This window comes from Propionivibrio sp., from assembly GCF_041441355.1.
GTDB lineage: Bacteria > Pseudomonadota > Gammaproteobacteria > Burkholderiales > Rhodocyclaceae > Propionivibrio.
Map to the genome: position 1 here is coordinate 157,421 of NZ_JASDTF010000004.1, position 16,536 is coordinate 173,956.

Sequence of the window (16,536 nt, forward strand, 5' to 3'; positions counted from 1 at the left end):
GCACCGTTTCGAGGAAACCGAAGACGAGCCCAGCAGCATTTGACACAAGCGATCCCGGCCCACGAGAATCCGGATTTCGCGCGAAACTCCGATGCCGCCCTCCGACGCAGCCCACCGCCCCAGTTTCGCCTGCGCCGCCGCACAGATCGCCGTGCGCCGAGTCGACAGCGCGACCGACTTTGCCGCCAACCTGGCCGCGCACCGACGGGCGATGACCCATGCCGCCATGGCCGGCGTCGACGTCCTCGTCTTCCCCGAACTCTCGCTCACCGGCTACGAGCTCGACCGCCTCGCCGCGCTGGCCCTCGCGCCGGACGACGCGCGCCTCGATCCGCTGGCCGAACTCGCCGTACGCCACGGACTGACTGCGCTCATCGGGACGCCACTCACCAATGCTCGCGGCCAACCGCACATCGGCACCGTCATCCTGCACCCGGACGGCACGCGCAGCGCCTACGCCAAACAACACCTGCACGCCAGCGAAAATGCATATGCCACACCCGGCTCGTCAGGCGTAAACACCTTCTCGGTGGCCGGCCAAGTCTGCGCACCGGCGATCTGCTACGACACCGAACACCGTACCCATGCCGAGGCTGCGGCGCACGCGGGCGCCTCGCTCTACCTTGCCGGCGTATTGTGAAGCGAAGCGGGCTACGCCGCCGACGCCGCCACCCTGGCCGGACACGCCCGCGATTTCGGCCTCTTGGCCCTGGAAGCCAATCACGGTGCGCCTTCCGGCGGCTACCGGAGCGCCGGCCGAAGCGCTGTCTGGGCCCCCGGCGGGGCCCAGCTGGCGTGCGCGCCGGCTGTCGGCGACGCCCTGGTCGTCGCCCGCACCCACGGGGCGCATTGGCAGGGCGAAGTCCTGAACCTCGCCGACGCCTGAAAACGAAAAGAAAGGACGTGATTTGAGCCCCACGCCACCGCAAAATCCGGACGCACCCTTCGTCGCCCACGCGCACGACCGCTGGCTCGAACGCTGGCTGCCGCGCCTGCGCGAACGCACGGCCGACGCCCCCGTCCTCGAAATCGGCTGCGGCTACGGTGAAGACAGCGCCACGCTCTGCGCCGCCGGATTCGCACTCACCGCCTTCGACCTCGACGCCGAATGCGTCGCCGCCGCGCAGGCGCGCGCCCCGCAGGCCCGCATCTTCCGTCACGACACGCGCGACCCCTGGCCTTGCGCGCCGGCCAGCCTGGGCGCCGTGGTCGCCAGCCTGTCCCTGCATTATTTCGACTGGGCGACGACCGAGGTGATCGTCGCCCGCATCCATGCGGCCCTGCGTCCCGGCGGGATATTGCTCTGCCGCCTCAACTCAACCGAAGACCATCACTACGGGGCCAGCGGCCACCCGGAAATCGAGGCGCATTACTACCGCGTCGATGGGCAGCCCAAGCGTTTCTTCGACCGCACCGACCTCGAACAACTGTTCGCGCAGGGCTGGCGGGTGCTCGACTGCACGCACGGCGTCATCGGCAAGTACGCCCATCCCAAGGCGCAGTGGGAAATCGTCCTCGAAAAAGCAGACGTGTAAAGCAGGTCTGACCTGCGACCGAGGGGCTCAGCGCTGGCGCAGCGCGGTGACCGCCCAGGGCGCAACCGGGTCCTCGAAGTCCGGTAGCTGCACCACGTCGATGCGCGCCAGCAGTTTGGCGTATTCGGCCCGCATCGCCTCCTCCATCGCCGGGTCGGGGTTGGTCGGCAGCCACGGGTGCAGGTAGATCACCTTGGCGATCTTGGCCTGGACGATCTCCTTGGCACAGCCGTAACACGGCTGCATGGTGGTGTACATCTGCGCCCCCTCGACCGAGATGCCGAAACGCGCCGCCGCCAGCAGCGCATTCTGCTCGGCGTGCACGCAGATGCACAGATCGTAGCCCGTGCCTGTCTTGAACTGCCCGTTGGGGTTGTTGCAGCGCAGGCAACCGCCGTCGAGGCAGTTGGGCATGCCCGCCGGCACACCGTTGTAACCGGTGGCGATAATGCGTTTGTCCTTGACGATGACGGCGGCGACGCGGTTGCCCTTGCAATTGGCCTTGCGCCGCACGGCCAGGGCCACGCCCATGAAATAGTCGTCGTCGCTCGGCGGCGTGGGCGGGTCGAAACGGAGGGACATGGTTTTACCTTCGGGCAGCGGACAAGAATGAAAGGGTCGGCCCCAGCGCGGACAGGCCACGATGAACGGCTTCGGGCGGCCATTATGCCCAGAGGCGCCCGCCAGCGGCAACGGCGAAGCCGTGGCGCGGGCCCCGAACCGCGTTTCGTCGCGCCAAAATACCCCGCGGTACACTTTCACCACGGCAAAGCCGGCGTTAACGGGTACCATCCGCGCTTTGCTTCTTCCCCAGCCCCCTACCGCATGCAGACTGAAGGTCAAAAGCAGGCCGTCCGCGCCGTCGTGGCCGCCGTTCAACTCCCCAGCGTCAGCGACATCGAGTTCGACGCTTCGCTCACCGAATTGCGCGAACTCGCCAAGACCCTGGGCTTCACCGTCGTACGCACTTTCGTCCAGAAGCGCAACGCCTTCGATGCGATGGCTTACGTCGGCGTCGGCAAGCGCGAGGAAATCCGCCGTTTCGTCGATCCCGAGGCCGAAGCCGAGCTTGGACTCGACGACGATGCGGCGTTTTCGGACGCGGCGGAAGACGAGGCCAATGATGCCCCGGACCCAGCGGCCGCCGTCAGCGCCGAGCCCATCGACATCCTTCTGGTCGACCACGAGATCTCCCCTTCGCAAGCGCGCAATCTCGAAAAGGCGGTCGGCTGCGAGGTGATGGACCGGACCATGGTCATCCTCGAGATTTTCCACCGCAACGCCCGCTCGCGCGCCGCCCGCGCCCAGGTCGAAATCGCCCGCTTGGGCTACATGGCCCCGCGCATGCGCGAAGCGGCCAAGCTCGCCGGGCCGCAGGGCCGTCAGCGCAGCGGTCTGGGCGGACGCGGCGCCGGCGAATCGGCGAGCGAAATGGACCGCCGCAAGATCCGCGACCGCATCGCCGAACTGCAACTCGAAATCGCCGCCATGGAGGTCGAGCGCAAGACGCAGCGCGCCCGGCGCCAGGAGCGTAAGGGCCTGGCCAACGTGGCGCTGGTCGGCTACACCAACGCCGGAAAATCGACCTTGATGCGCGCCCTCACCGGCAGCGAAGTGCTGGTCGCCAACAAGCTTTTCGCCACGCTCGACACCACCGTGCGCACGCTCTACCCCGAAAGCGTGCCGCGGGTGCTGGTCAGCGACACCGTCGGCTTCATCAAGAACCTGCCGCACGGCCTCGTCGCCTCGTTCAAGTCGACCCTCGACGAAGCGCTCGACGCTTCGCTCCTGCTGCACGTGATCGACGCCAGCGACCCCGGCTTCGAACGCCAACGCGAAGTCACCGACCACGTGCTCGGCGAGATCGGCGCCGCCGAGGTGCCGCGCCTGCGCATCTTCAACAAGATCGACCACGTCGGCGACGCCGAGGCCCAAGCCGCCTGCACCGCCGCATTGCGCGCGCAGTACCCGGACTGCATCGTGATGAGCGCCCGCAACCCGGACGACGTCGCCCGCCTGCACCGGGCCATCGTCGCCTTCTTCCAGCAAGACCTGACCGAGGCAACGATCTTCCTGCCCTGGACGGCGCAGCAGGCGCGCGGCGAAATCTACGCCCACTGCGCCGTGCTCGAAGAGCGGGCCGACGCCGAAGGCGCCTATTTCCACGTGCGCGGCGAAGCCGACACGATCAACCGCCTGCAAGCCCGCTTCGGCTGCGGCGACGCGCGCGCGGAGATTTGAGGCAGGCGAGGGCTGACGCCGCTCAGGGCGCGCCCGCCAGCCAGCGCCAGGTGGCACGCAGCAAGGCCACGCCGACCACCAGCCAGAACAGGGCGATCAAGGCTCCGGCGAGCCAGCTGACCGGTTTGCGCGCCAGGTGGGCGGCCCGCTCGCTCGCCGCCGCCAACACTTCGGGGGGCGTCAGGCGCAGCACCAGCCAGAAGCCGAGCGGAATCAGCAGCGCGTCATCAAGGTAACCGAGGACCGGGATGAAATCCGGAATCAGATCGACCGGGCTCAAGGCGTAAGCCGCGATAAACAGCGCCAGCAGGCGCGCGCCCCAAGGCGTGCGTGGATCGCGGGCGACGAAATAGACGGTCAGCGTCTGCCGTTTGCCGCGCGCCATCGCCGTGCGCAAGCAGCGCAACACGCGCACGGACATGACGCCTCCGGGCTCAGCGGAAGACGTCTTTCAGGACGTCGGCGACGACGGCCGTCCCGGCCTGCACGAGGATGAGGTCGGTGCCGGCGAGCTGCCAGTCGTACCCTGGATGCTGCGGCAAGCGGGAGAGCATTCCTGCGGGAGCGGCTTGCTTGGCGATTCCCGGCGGCAAGGGTTTGCCACGTGCGAGGTTCTTGCGGATTCCGGGCGGCAGCGGTTTGTAGGCTCCGAAATCGAGGCGTGCATCCTGCGCGTACTGGCGGGCGAGCGAGATGCTGATCCCGGCCGACGCCAGCGCCGTACCGCCGCTGTCCTGAGACGCGCTCTTGTGCCCTTTGCCCCCCTTCTCGGTTTTCTCTGCCTTTTCAGACTTTTCTGCCTTCACGGCCTTGTCGGGCTTGCCTTTGCCCTCGGGCGGATCGGCCAGCGCCCCACCGGCCAGTCCGAGGCACAGCACAAACCCGAGCACACCCTGCCATCTGCGACACATCATCTCCATCTCCCGGCGATCAGACTCCTGTTCCACCATAGCACACAAAAAAAACGCACCGCCGCGGCGGTGCGTTTTTCAACCGGTTGAAACCGTTCAGAACACCGACCAGTCGACCGAGTAGCCGCTCGGATTGCTGAACATGTCGGCGGTCAAGGTGTTCGGCGCGACATTCAGGTTGAAGCTGCGTTGCGGCAAGGGCGACTGGAACCACTTGCTGTACAGCTTGCGCATCTGGCCCGACTTGTAGAGCTGCGCCATCTCGCGCTCGACGAGCGCGGCGAGGTTGCGGTCTTCCTTGCTGAACATGATCGCCAGCGGTTCGATCGACAGGCCGGCACCGACCACGGCAAGCTTCTCCTTGGCTTGCGCCTTCAGGCCGTAGAGCTGGATGTCGTCCTGGATGAACGCGTCGGCGGCCTTGCTCTCGACGGCGCTCAAGCCTTCGAGCGCATTCTCGACGAAGACGATCTTGAGGTTGGAGAGCGCGGCGCGGCGCGATTCGGCGATCTGCGCCCCGGTCGTGTTTTTTTGCACGGCCAGGGTCTTGCCGCCGAGGCTATCGATGCTGGTGATTCCTGAGCCTTCGCGCACCAGCAGCTTCGCCGAAGCGAAATACACGGGCATGCTGAAGGCCACCTGGTCGCGACGCGCCTTGGTGTTGGTAACGCCGGCACAGACCAGATCGACCTTGCCTTCAAGCACCTGGGGAATGCGGGTTGCCGCGGTTACCGGCACGAAACGCACCTCGACCGACTTGAGCTTGGCGTCGTTCTTGATCGCCTCGACGAGATTCGAACACACCTCGATGCTGTAGCCAGGCGGCGTGCCGCCTTCCGCGGGCTTGTAGGAGAACGGCAGGCTTTCCTGATAACCGATATGCACGACCCCGGTCTGCTTGATGCGTTCGAGCGTACTGGCCTGGCTGCTGGACAGACCAACGAACAACAGGGCGGCCGCGCAAGCCACTCGCGCCACGGCGTTGATTCCGGAATTCACGACGAGACTCCACGAAAAAGGGAAAAGCGGAATTTTACCGCCGACGGACGTCTATAACCATTCGCATATCGAATGCATCCATGCAGAAGCCATAAAAAAAGCACCGCCGAAGCGGTGCTTTTCCGGACCGAGGTTGACGGCTTAGTAGCCGGCACCCTTGATCGACTTCAGGCCCTTGTAGATGGCCTTGGCGCCGAGCTGCTCTTCGATGCGCAGCAGCTGGTTGTACTTGCAGATGCGGTCGGTACGCGAGATCGAGCCGGTCTTGATCTGGCCGGCGCCGGTGCCCACCGCGAGGTCGGCGATGAAGGAGTCTTCCGTCTCGCCCGAACGGTGCGAGGAGATGACGCCGTAGCCGGCTTCCTGGGCCATCTTGATGGCATCCAGGGTTTCGGTGACGGTACCGATCTGGTTGACCTTGATCAGGATGGCATTGGCGGCGCCCATGGCGATGCCCTTGCCCAGACGCTCGGGGTTGGTGACGAAGAAGTCGTCGCCGACGATCTGCACCTTCTTGCCCAGGGCCTTGGTGAGCTTGACGTAGCCGTCCCAGTCGCTCTGGTCGAGGCCGTCTTCGATCGAGACGATCGGGTACTTCTTGCACCACTCTTCGTACTTGGCAATCATGTCGTCGGAGGTGAAGAGCTTCTCCGGGTTCGACTTCCAGAACTTGTAGCCCTTGCGGCCGCCTTCGTCGTACAGCTCGGACGAAGCGCAGTCCAGCGCGATGGCGATCTGCTTGCCGGGCTTGTAACCAGCGGCGGCGATGGCCTGCATGATGACTTCAAGCGACTCGTCGTTCGACAGGTTGGGCGCAAAGCCGCCTTCGTCGCCGACGGCGGTCACGTGGCCGCCCTTCTTCAGGATCGACTTCAGGGCGTGGAAGATCTCGGTCGTCCAGCGCAGGCCTTCGGAGAAGGTCTTGGCGCCGACCGGCATGATCATGAATTCCTGGAAGTCGATCAGGTTGTCCGCGTGCTTGCCGCCGTTGATGATGTTGGCCATCGGGGTCGGCAGCACGAATTCCTTGTTCTTGTGCAGCTTGCCGATGTACTTCCAGAGCGGCATCTTGCTGACGTTGGCGGCGGCGACGGTGATCGCCATCGACGCGCCGAGCAGCGCGTTGGCGCCGAGCTTGGACTTGTTCGGGGTGCCGTCGAGGGCGATCATCGCCTCGTCGAGCTCGCGCTGCTTGAGCGGGTTCTTGCCCTTGAGCAGCTTGGCGATCGGGCCATTCACGGCGGCCACGGCCTTGGTCACGCCCTTGCCGAGGTAGACCTTCTTGTCGCCGTCGCGCAGTTCGCAGGCTTCGAATTCGCCGGTCGAGGCGCCCGAGGGCACGGCGGCGCGGGCCAGGAAGCCGTTGTCGAGCAGGATGTCGACTTCAACGGTCGGGTTGCCGCGCGAGTCGAGAATCTGACGACCGACAACCTTGCTGATCTTGACGAACGGGGCTTCGACCTTGACCGGGGCAGCGACCTTCTTGGCCGGAGCGGCGGCCTTCTTGACCGGGGCCGCAGCCTTCTTGGCGGGAGCGGCGGCTTTCTTGGCCGGCGTCACTTTCTTGGCGGCCAAGGCCTTGGTGGCGGCGGGTTTAACGGCAGGCTTTACGGCGGGCTTGCTGGCAACAGCCTTCTTGGCAGGAGCGGCTTTCTTTGCCGGGGAGGATTTTTCAACCTTGGCCATTTGGATTCCCTAATTCAAATAAAAGTTGGAAAGATAATACGAGTGATATATGACTATTGTTTTAATCGCAATGAATACCGTCGACGACCGATATCGAGGTGACCTCCATCTCTTTATCCCGGCGCCGGAAAAACCGCCAGGAATCAGGCCACGACGGCATTACTGCCTCCTGAATACATCTCCGCCAGTATACACCACGCAACAACGCCGCGCCGCCGCAAAAGCGCGCGACCAGTCGTCGGATTTGGCATTTTTACGTGCACGCCAACTCACGTTGACGCGGAGGTGTCGCTCTTGAATACACAGACGCTGACCGGCCATTGGGCAGCGATCGGATTCAGCCCGTTGGCCGCGATTTCGGCGCGCAAACGCTGGGCGGCCTCACCGTCAAGCACGAACTCGACGATGACGGTTTCATGACCAGCGAGTTCGACGAAACGGCTCTCGTGCAGCACATGCCGGCGACCGAAACCGCCGATGGCGCGCAACGCGGTTCCGCCCGGGAGGCCGAGCCCTCGCGCGGTCTGCAGCAACCACTCCCAGAGCATTACGCCGTCATGACGAGCGCCTTCCGCCACGTAGAAGCGGAGCATCATTCCTTCGTTGTCCTGCATGCAGCCTCCTGACTCTGGAGTCATGCCGCCTAGACCAGACCGCGCACGCTCCGGATGAAATGAACGGTACCGATGCCGGCCAGGGTCAACAGCAACGAGCCGGTGACATGCACCGCGATGGCCCCGGCCGCCCAGGCAAAACGCCCTTGCTGCAGCAGGGTGACGACCTCGACCGAGAAAGTCGAAAAGGTCGTCAAACCGCCGCAGAAACCGGTGATGAGCAGCAGCCGCCATTCGGGCGACAGTGCCGGCCACTGCGCGAAGAACGCCACGCATACGCCGACGACATAAGCGCCGACGAGGTTCGCGGTCAGCGTCCCCGGCGGCACGGTCGGAAACAACGCATTGAGGCGCTCACCGAGCTGCCAGCGCAGAAGCGCGCCGCCCGCGGCCCCAATGGCGATGGCGAAGACCGTTTTCCACATCATTCCACCCGATCCTCGCTCAGGCCTTACCCTGCACGTCGCGCAGTTCGCGCCGCAAGATCTTGCCGACGTTGGTCTTGGGCAGTTCATCGCGGAATTCAACGTGGCTCGGCACCTTGTAGCCGGTCAGGTTGGCGCGGCAGTGCGCGATGACCTGGGCGGCGGTGAGGTTCGGGTCCTTGCGCACGATGAAGACCTTGACCGCCTCGCCGGCCTTCTCGTCGGCAACGCCGACCGCCGCCACCTCCAGAACGCCGGGATGCAGCGCCAGCGCGTCCTCGACCTCGTTCGGATAAACGTTGAAACCGGAGACCAGGATCATGTCCTTCTTGCGGTCGACGATGCGCAGATAGCCCAGCTCGTCCATCACCGCCACGTCGCCGGTGCGCAGGAAGCCGTCGGGCATGAAGACGTTGGCCGTTTCCTCGGGACGCTGGTAGTACCCCTTCATCACCTGCGGCCCGCGCACGCACAATTCGCCGCGCTCACCGAGCGGAACGTCGGCGCCGCTGTCGTTGCGGATGGCGATCTCGGTCGACGGAATCGGCAGGCCGATCGAGCCCGTGTACTCGGGCACAGTCAGCGGGTTGATGGTGACGATGGGCGAGGTTTCGGTCAGCCCGTAGCCTTCCATCAACGGCAGTCCGGTGGCTTTCTTCCAGCGTTCGGCCACGCCACGCTGCACGGACATGCCGCCGCCGAGCGCGACCTTGAGGGTGGAGAAGTCGAGTTTTGCGAAGTTGGCGTTGTTGAGCAGCGCGTTGAACAGGGTATTGACCCCGGTGATCACCGTGAACGGGTACTTGGCGAGTTCGGCCACGAAGGCCGGGATATCGCGCGGATTGACGATCAAAAGGTTGGTCGCGCCGATGCGCAGGAAGAGGAAGCAGTTCGCGGTCAGCGCGAAGATGTGATAGAGCGGCAAGGGAGTGACGACCAGCTCGCAGCCTTCGCCGACCACCGGCGACACCCAGGCGTGCGCCTGAGTCAGGTTGGCGAGCATGTTGCCGTGGCTGAGCATCGCGCCCTTGGAGACGCCGGTCGTGCCGCCGGTGTATTGCAAGAAAGCAAGGTCGTCCCGGGTGACGCGCACCGGGCTCAAATGGCCGGCGGCGCCGCGCGCCATGGCCGCGGTGAAGTCAACGGCCCCCGGAATTTTCCAGGCCGGCACCAGGCGCTTGACGTACTTGACGACGAAATTGACCACCGCCCCCTTGGGAAAGCCGAGCAGGTCGCCCATCCGGGCGATGACGACGTGCTTGACGTCGACCCGCGCCATCACCTGCGCCAGCGTGTGCGCGAAGTTCTCGAGCACGACGATGGCCTCGGCCCCCGAATCCTTGAGCTGGTGCTCAAGTTCGCGCGCCGTATAGAGCGGGTTGCAGTTGACCACCACATAACCGGCGCGCAGCGCGCCGAACAGGCACACCGGATACTGCAGGATGTTGGGCATCATCAGGGCGATGCGCGTCCCCGGTGGCAAGGCGAGCGAATTCTGCAGATAGCTGGCGAAATCGCGCGAAAGCCGGTCGAGTTCTCCGTAAGTCAGTTGCGCGCCCATGCAGACGAAGGCCGGGCGATCGCGAAAACGCGCCACGCTTCGCTCGAACAGTTCCCCCAGAGACTGGTGCTCGTCGAGGCCGATTTCAGCCGGCACCCCGGGTTGATAACTGCGCAACCAGATCTTCTCCATCCGTCCCTCGCTCAGACCATTATTATCGTGTCGTCAGGATATCATCGGCGCGCGCCGCGACGCGGGCGCGCCTACGTCCACAGACGCAGCGCGTGGACATTCGTTCCGAAAACCCCGGGATGGTATGCCATGCCCGGCGCGCTGAAAAGTCGTCGGCGGCTTATTCGACCGCCAGCAGCGTGCCGTCGGCGAAGAGCAAGGCCCCGCGCACCACGCATCCCGGAAAGGCCTCGGCCAGCGCACGGCAATAGCCGGCCACCTGGGCACGGTACTCGGGCAGGCGCGGCGTGTCGCTGCCCGAACTCTTGTAGTCGAGGACATGGTAACCGTCATCGCTTTCGACCAGGCGATCGAGGCGCAACACACCGCCCTGGCCATCGCCCACCTCGACTTCGTTCCAGGCGCGCCGGTAGCGCGTCGGGTCAAAGTAGGCCTGCGCTGCCGGCAAGGCCAAGAGGCGTTCGGCGACCGGCAGGACGCGCCGGTATTCTTCCGGCGTGAAGCCGAGTGCGCGCCACCATTCGCCGTCGGCCGCCAGCGCTTCAGCGGTGCGCCGTTCGAGCAAGGCGTGCAACAAGGTGCCGAAACGCGCACCAGCCTCAGGCGTGGCGCGGCGTTCGCCGACCGGCGGCAGGGCCGCGACCGCGAGCCGCGCCGCGCCTGCCGCGACCGGCAGCACGGGCTCGCCGCGCGGCAAGTCGTCGCCGTAGGCAATGCCCTGGACGGTAAAATCCTGAGCCTCGGCGGCTTCTGCCGCTCCCGCGCCGCCTTGCAGGCGCGTCAGCGCCGCGCCGAGCAGGCGGTAAGGCGTGCTCTCAGCCGCGCGCTGCTGCGCGCTGCCGCTGGCGATGAACACTTGGCGTGCGCGCGTGATCGCCACGTAGAGCAGGTTGAGTTCCTCGCGCTGCGCCGCCTCGGCCTCAGTGGCGAAGAAGGGCTCGCGCACCGCGCCGCGCGTCTCGCGCGTGCCGTAGAAGGAGAAATGCGTCGGCCCAGCCCGCTCGGGCGGCCAGTCGACCAGAACGTCCCAGGCTTCACCCGGGCGCGGCGAGGCGTTGGCGTCGAGCAGCCACACCACCGGCGCTTCCAGGCCTTTGGCGCCGTGGATGGTGAGGATACGCACGCGACCGCCGGCGGCATCCGAATCGTTCTCCCCTTCGGCCTCGAGCGCGATTTCACCTTCGTCCGGCGCCGCGTCGTCGGCGGCGCGCAGCTCGCGCAGTTCGTCGAGGAAGCGCGGCAGGCTCGGGTAGCGCCCGCCGTCGAGGTCGAGCGCCAGTTGCAGCAAGGCGTCGAGGTTGGCCGCGACGCGCGCGCGCTCGGCCTCGGGCACCGCCAAGCGGTAACGGGCGACGACCTCGCCCTGATGGTAAATGCGGTCGATCAGGTCGTGCGCCGGCAGGCGCGCGGCAAGCGGCAGCCATTCGCCCAACAGCCGGTGCGCCCGCGCCAGGCGCGGCGACGCTTCGCCGGCCGCGACCAGCGCCGCAAGTCGCGTCCACCAGCCGGCTTCGTCGCGCGCCGAGACGGCGAGCAAATCGTCGTCGGTACACGCAAAAAGCGGCGTGCGCAGGGTATGGGCGAGCGCCAGGTCGGCGCCCGGAGTGACCAGGAATTCGAGCAGGGCCGCGAAGTCGCGCGCTTCCAGCGCCTCGAGCAAGCCCCCGCGCGAGCCCGCAGCAAAAGGAATTCCGGCGGCGGCCAGCGCACGCTCGTAAATCGCGAGCTGGCTGCGGGTACGCACCAGCAGCATGATGTCGCCGTAACGCAGCGGACGCTGCCCGGCGCGCCCGTCGGCACTGCGCGTTTCGATCTGCCACGGCGAGCCATCGCGCCCGACCATGCCCAGGATGCGTGCGGCCAGCGCACCGGCCTCCTGCGCCCGACGCGCGTCCTCGGGCTCGCTCGCGGCCTCATGCAAGGGATTGCGCAGTCGACCGGCGGAGGCCATATCGACCGCCTCCGCCTCAGCCTCACCCTTGACGCACAGCGGCAAGAGCTCGACGCGCCCCGGCAGCGCGCCGGCCAGCGAGGATTGCTCGCGGAAGGGCGTAAACAAGGCCTCGGGCGCAAACACGGCATTGACCACGTCGACGATGGGGCGCGCGTTGCGCCGGGTCACGTCCTGCGCCAGCGGCTCGGCGTCGAAACGGGCGACGAGGAAATCGCGCGCCACCGAAAAGAGGCGCGGCTCGGCGCGACGAAAGCGGTAGATCGACTGCTTCGGATCGCCGACCAGGAAGACGCCCGGACGCGCGGCGTCCGAATACGCTGCCAGCCAGGCGAGCAGGATCTGCCACTGCAAGGGATTGGTGTCCTGGAACTCGTCGAGCAGGACGTGCTTGTAACGCGCATCCAGCCGCGCCTGCAGGAAGGCCGCCGTCGCCTCGTCGCGCAGAAGGCGCAGCACCGTCCATTCGGCGTCGGCGAAATCGATCTGCCGGCGCGCGCGCTTGAAGGCATCGACCTCGGCGAGGAAGGCGGCGAAAACGCGGCAGGCATCGGCGTTGAACGCCAGGATGGCCTCGGCCAGCTGCGCTTCGCGGCAGGCCAGCAGACGTGCCCCGAGCTGCGCGTGCAAATCGAGGAAGCGTGCCGCGCCGGCTGGCGTGTAGCGCGCATCGAGCGCCTTGCCTGGCTTGCGACTGCGCAGCGTGCCTTGCTGGGTGAGGAACACGGGTTGCAGCGCGGCAAAACGCGCCGCGGGATCGAGCGCGCCGTCGAGCGCGCGGCGCAGGGCCTGCGCGCCCTCCTGGTCGCCCTTCAGCTCGCTGGTTTCGAGCAGGCCGAGGAAGGCGTGAAAATCCGCCGCCCAGTCGCCGGTAAAGAAGGCGGCGAGCGCCGTGCCGGGTGCGCCGGCGCCAAGTTCGACGGCCAGCGCGGCGAGAACGGCGTCGGCGCGCTGGAATGACGGGCCTGCGGCGGCGGGGTCGTTCACGTCACCGACTTCACCCGCCGGCAGCGCATCGGCTTCGCCGTAGGAGAGCCATTCGCTGCGCCGGTCGAGGGCGCGGCGCATCAGGCGGCGCGCGGCATCCAGCCCGGCGGCGTCGAGCAGGCGCACGAAAGCCTGGGTCGTCTCGCCCTCGGGCGTCCGCTGCAGGCGCGCGGCGAACTGCTGCCAGAGTTCGTCGAAGAGGCGCGAATCGGCGTCGACCAGCGTCGCCCCGGCCAGATTGGCCGACAGCGGCGCGGCATCAACGAGCTGCAGGAACCAGCCGTGAAAGGTGTTCACCGCCAGCGATGGCTGCGCCGCGAGCACGCGTTCGTAGAGCCCGCGTGCGCGGCGGCGGACGGCTTCGTTTGGCGTCACACCGCGTTCGGCAAGAAAAGCATCGAGCGTGGCGTCGTCGCCGGTCGCCAGGAGGCGCAACCAGTCGACGACGCGCTCTTCGATCTCGCGCGCGGCCTTGCGGGTGAAGGTGATGGCCAGGATTTCGCCGGGCGCGACGCCGGCCAGCAGCAGGCGCACGATGCGCGCGGCGAGCAGCCAGGTCTTGCCGCTGCCGGCGCAGGCTTCGACGACGACGCTGCGCGCCGGATCGAGCGCGGTACGGATCAGATCAGACATGGTCCCTCCGGCACAGGCCGCGCATCTCGCAGAACGTACAGACGCGATCGGCGCCGTGCGCCGGCAGCGCCGCGCCGGCGCGCAGTTCGGAGAGCAGGCGCACCAGACGCTCGCCCTGCGCCTCCGCCGCTTCGGCCAGCGACGGTTCGCCCGCCTCGTCATCACCGCCGGCGGCGACCGCGACGATGCGTTCGTCATCGAGCGCAATGTAGGCGGCGCGCTCGACATCCGCCGCAACGCCGTACAAAAGCGCATACACCGGCAGCTGCACATCGTCGGCAAGCCGCCCCGCAATAGCCGCCGCGCGCTGCGTCTTGTAGTCGTAAAGCGCGACACAAGAGGCGTCGTCGGCACGCGCATCGATGCGGTCGATGCGTCCGTAGAGTTCAACCTCCTCGCCGTCGGGCAGTGGCAGCCGGCGTGTCACCCGCGCCTCGGCCTCGCGCCAGCGCCAGCCTTCAGCCTCCAGGGCGCGCTGCCAGTCGAGGTATGCGACGAGACGCTTTTCCCAGCGCAGGCGCCAGCCGGTGGCGAGAAAATTGTCGGCCACCGCAGCGGCGAAAACTTCGTCGCCGATCGCGCGCAAGGCCGCCAACGCCGCTGCGGGCGTCAGCGCGGCAATCGCCGGATGCGCAGCATGAAAGCGTTCGAGAATGCGGTGCACAAGCTCGCCGTAGCCGCGCTTGTCGAGGTCTTCGCTCACTTCGTCGAGTTCGCCCAGGCCCAGCACGTGACGGGCGTAGAAGCGGTACGGGCAGGCGACGAGGCTGGCGTAGGCGCTCACCGAAACGCGCAAAGGCACACGCGCGGCCGGCACAGTGAGCGCCGCAAAACCCGGCACCGGCGCGGTCTCGGCCCCGGGCTCGGCTTCGGGGCGCGCCGGCAAGGGCGCGCACTGCAAATCGCCCCCCCAGGCCAGCGCGTGCAGCGTCGACAACAAGGCGAGGTCGGCGGCGAGGCGGTTGGCTTCGCCATTCTGGGTCGCCTGCCAGGTGACGACAACGCGCGGCACGGTGGCGAGCAGGAGTTCGAGGTCGCGGCGCAGCTCGCGCTCGGCGTCCTCTCGCGTGCGCAGGCCGAGTTCGCGGCGCACGGCGTGGTTGAAGAAGGCGCCGGGCACGGCCGGCGCCAGCTGGCGGGCGTCGCCGCCGAGCAGCAGCACGGCCTCGAAGCGGCGCAGGCAGACGGCGTTGAGCGCGGTCATGACGATGGGGCTGTCGATCGCCGCGTCGCGGAACGTGGCGCCTTCGAATTCGCGGTTGAGCCAGTCGCGCCACGCCTGGAAGGAGAATTGCGCGGCGTTCGTTTCGAGCTCCAGGCGGCGGGCTTCGATCAGGTCCAGCACCGCCTGCCCGGCGATGTCGCCGGAGAGCGCAGCGTCGGCGCCGACTTCAGCCAGCGCGCGCTGCAGGCGGGCAAGCCAGCGCGCGAGCGGCGCCGGCCGTGCGTCGAGCAGCGCCGTCGCCGCCTCGATCCGCTCGAGGAGGCGCAGCGCCTGCTCCAGTGCCGCCGGCGGTGCGCTGCCCGGCCGCGCGCCCTGCACGGCGCGCTTGTACCGCGCCAGCCCGCGCCGCACCGAGGCCGAACGCAGGGCCGCCTCCAGCGCCTGCACCGCGGCGGCGCGAGTGTCCGGTTCGAGGTCGGCAAAAACGTAGGGCGACTTGCACAGGTCAAGCAGGTCACGGTGATAGGCTTGCCCGGCGACGCATTCAAGCAGCGCGTCGACGCAGGCCGCGGCGCGCGAGGTCGAGAGTTTCCAGCCCGTCTCGTCGCTCACCAGCACGGCTTCGCGCTCGAGCAAGGCACGCACGCGGCGCGCGGTCAGCCGATCCTGCGCGACGATGGCGATGCGCCGCAGCCCGGCCTGCAACCAGGCGCCGAGCTGGGCCACGGCGGCACGCGCCTCGGCCTCGCGCCCGTCGCTGGCGACACTGGCCAGACGCCCGGCGAGCGGGCTTTCGGGCACCTCACGCGCCAGTTGCGCGGCACGCTCGTAGAGCGGCAACGGCGCCCGTTCGGTTTCTGCCGCGTCGTGTTCGCCCTCCGGAGCCTTCATGATCGGCCAGGCTGCGGCGAGCGTGCGCGCAAGCGGCGTCGCCCCCTGCTCGCGCGGCTCGGGGTAGAACACGGCCAGCGGCTGCACCTCGGCCCAAGCCGCAAGAAAGGCCGCCTCGGCCGGGGCCAAGGCTTCGCTGGGCGGCGCATCGAGCAGCACGCACAATGGCGACGCGCCGTGCGGTCGAGCCGCCGCCTCGCGCGCCAGCGCGGCCAGACGCAGGCGCTGCAAGGCCGCCAGAACGGGGCTGCCGGCCGCCGCCAGGGCGCGCCACAGCTCGTGCACAACGCGGGCCTCGAAGGCCAGCGGCGCCGAGGCGCGCAAGGCGTAAGCCGCTTCGAACAGCGATGCGAGGCCGGCTTCGTCGGCTGGCAGCGCGTCTTCGCCGGCACGGGCAGCGCGCGTCAGTTCGTCGAACAGATCGCCCATTTCGGCGGCGATGCCCCACAGGGCGCTCTCGTCAAACCAGCCGCGGCCGCGCAGGGCTTCGTGCAGGAGAACCAGGCGCTCGCTGGCGGCGAGCGGCGCCGGCAGTCCGGACGAATCGGCCGTCTGCGCCCACAGCGAGAAAGTCGAGAACTGCGGCAGCAGCATCGGACGACCGGCGGCGCGTGCCAGCGCCGGACGCAGCTCGGCGGCCATCGGCAACGCCGGGAGCAGGACGCGCAGCGACGAGAGGTCGCCGACCAGCCCGTGCGCAACGCCCTGGCCGACGATCGCCTCGGCGAGCGCCGGATAGAAGCCGTCGCCGGGCGGCAGTGCCGTTCCGGTCAGAACGGGGGCAAGGGATGGGCTGAGGTTCAAG

13 protein-coding genes are annotated in these 16,536 nt (G+C 67.7%); 3 read left to right on the forward strand and 10 right to left on the reverse strand.

The window, feature by feature from the left end; all coding sequences use genetic code 11:
- The first annotated feature begins 91 nt into the window (after nt 1-91).
- A complete protein-coding gene (locus tag QMB55_RS01485) occupies nt 92-640 on the forward strand; it encodes a carbon-nitrogen hydrolase family protein (RefSeq protein WP_497586883.1) in 549 nt (182 codons plus the stop codon).
- A 268-nt stretch (nt 641-908) separates the two neighbouring features.
- A complete protein-coding gene (locus QMB55_RS01490) occupies nt 909-1,535 on the forward strand; it encodes a class I SAM-dependent methyltransferase (RefSeq protein WP_497586884.1) in 627 nt (208 codons plus the stop codon).
- Nucleotides 1,536-1,562: 27 nt separating this feature from the next.
- Here the strand turns inward: QMB55_RS01490 and QMB55_RS01495 are convergent, their stop codons facing one another.
- Entirely contained in the window at nt 1,563-2,117 is a 555-nt protein-coding gene (locus tag QMB55_RS01495; protein WP_497586885.1) for a deoxycytidylate deaminase, read from the reverse strand.
- 243 nt (nt 2,118-2,360) lie between these two features.
- Between QMB55_RS01495 and hflX the strand changes: the two genes are divergently transcribed.
- Complete coding sequence (gene hflX, locus QMB55_RS01500) at nt 2,361-3,776, forward strand: GTPase HflX (RefSeq protein WP_497586886.1); 1,416 nt, start codon at nt 2,361-2,363, stop codon at nt 3,774-3,776.
- Between the two features lie 22 nt (nt 3,777-3,798).
- Here hflX and QMB55_RS01505 read toward each other — a convergent pair whose 3' ends face one another.
- The 9 genes from QMB55_RS01505 to QMB55_RS01545 form a co-directional block, all read right to left on the reverse strand.
- The gene (locus QMB55_RS01505; RefSeq protein WP_497586887.1) at nt 3,799-4,197 is read right to left on the reverse strand and encodes a YkvA family protein; all 399 of its coding nucleotides are present in this window, start codon (nt 4,195-4,197) and stop codon (nt 3,799-3,801) included.
- Between the two features lie 13 nt (nt 4,198-4,210).
- Nucleotides 4,211-4,690 carry an anti-virulence regulator CigR family protein gene (locus tag QMB55_RS01510; RefSeq protein ID WP_497586888.1) on the reverse strand — a complete coding sequence of 160 codons (480 nt, stop codon included), beginning with the start codon at nt 4,688-4,690 and terminating at the stop codon, nt 4,211-4,213.
- Between the two features lie 93 nt (nt 4,691-4,783).
- A complete protein-coding gene (locus QMB55_RS01515) occupies nt 4,784-5,686 on the reverse strand; it encodes an amino acid ABC transporter substrate-binding protein (protein WP_497586889.1) in 903 nt (300 codons plus the stop codon).
- Between the two features lie 141 nt (nt 5,687-5,827).
- The gene (gene eno / locus QMB55_RS01520) at nt 5,828-7,372 is read right to left on the reverse strand and encodes a phosphopyruvate hydratase (protein ID WP_497586890.1); all 1,545 of its coding nucleotides are present in this window, start codon (nt 7,370-7,372) and stop codon (nt 5,828-5,830) included.
- Between the two features lie 269 nt (nt 7,373-7,641).
- Nucleotides 7,642-7,986, reverse strand: a complete 345-nt coding sequence (locus QMB55_RS01525) for a DUF190 domain-containing protein (protein ID WP_497586891.1) — start codon at nt 7,984-7,986, stop codon at nt 7,642-7,644.
- Between the two features lie 29 nt (nt 7,987-8,015).
- Entirely contained in the window at nt 8,016-8,414 is a 399-nt protein-coding gene (gene crcB / locus QMB55_RS01530) for a fluoride efflux transporter CrcB (protein ID WP_497586892.1), read from the reverse strand.
- Between the two features lie 16 nt (nt 8,415-8,430).
- Nucleotides 8,431-10,104 carry a long-chain-fatty-acid--CoA ligase gene (locus QMB55_RS01535; protein ID WP_497586893.1) on the reverse strand — a complete coding sequence of 558 codons (1,674 nt, stop codon included), beginning with the start codon at nt 10,102-10,104 and terminating at the stop codon, nt 8,431-8,433.
- A 160-nt stretch (nt 10,105-10,264) separates the two neighbouring features.
- Nucleotides 10,265-13,675 carry a UvrD-helicase domain-containing protein gene (locus QMB55_RS01540; RefSeq protein ID WP_497586894.1) on the reverse strand — a complete coding sequence of 1,137 codons (3,411 nt, stop codon included), beginning with the start codon at nt 13,673-13,675 and terminating at the stop codon, nt 10,265-10,267.
- A complete protein-coding gene (locus QMB55_RS01545) occupies nt 13,668-16,535 on the reverse strand; it encodes a PD-(D/E)XK nuclease family protein (RefSeq protein ID WP_497586895.1) in 2,868 nt (955 codons plus the stop codon). The genes QMB55_RS01540 and QMB55_RS01545 overlap by 8 nt, the downstream gene beginning before the upstream one ends.
- Nucleotide 16,536: the final 1 nt, after the last annotated feature.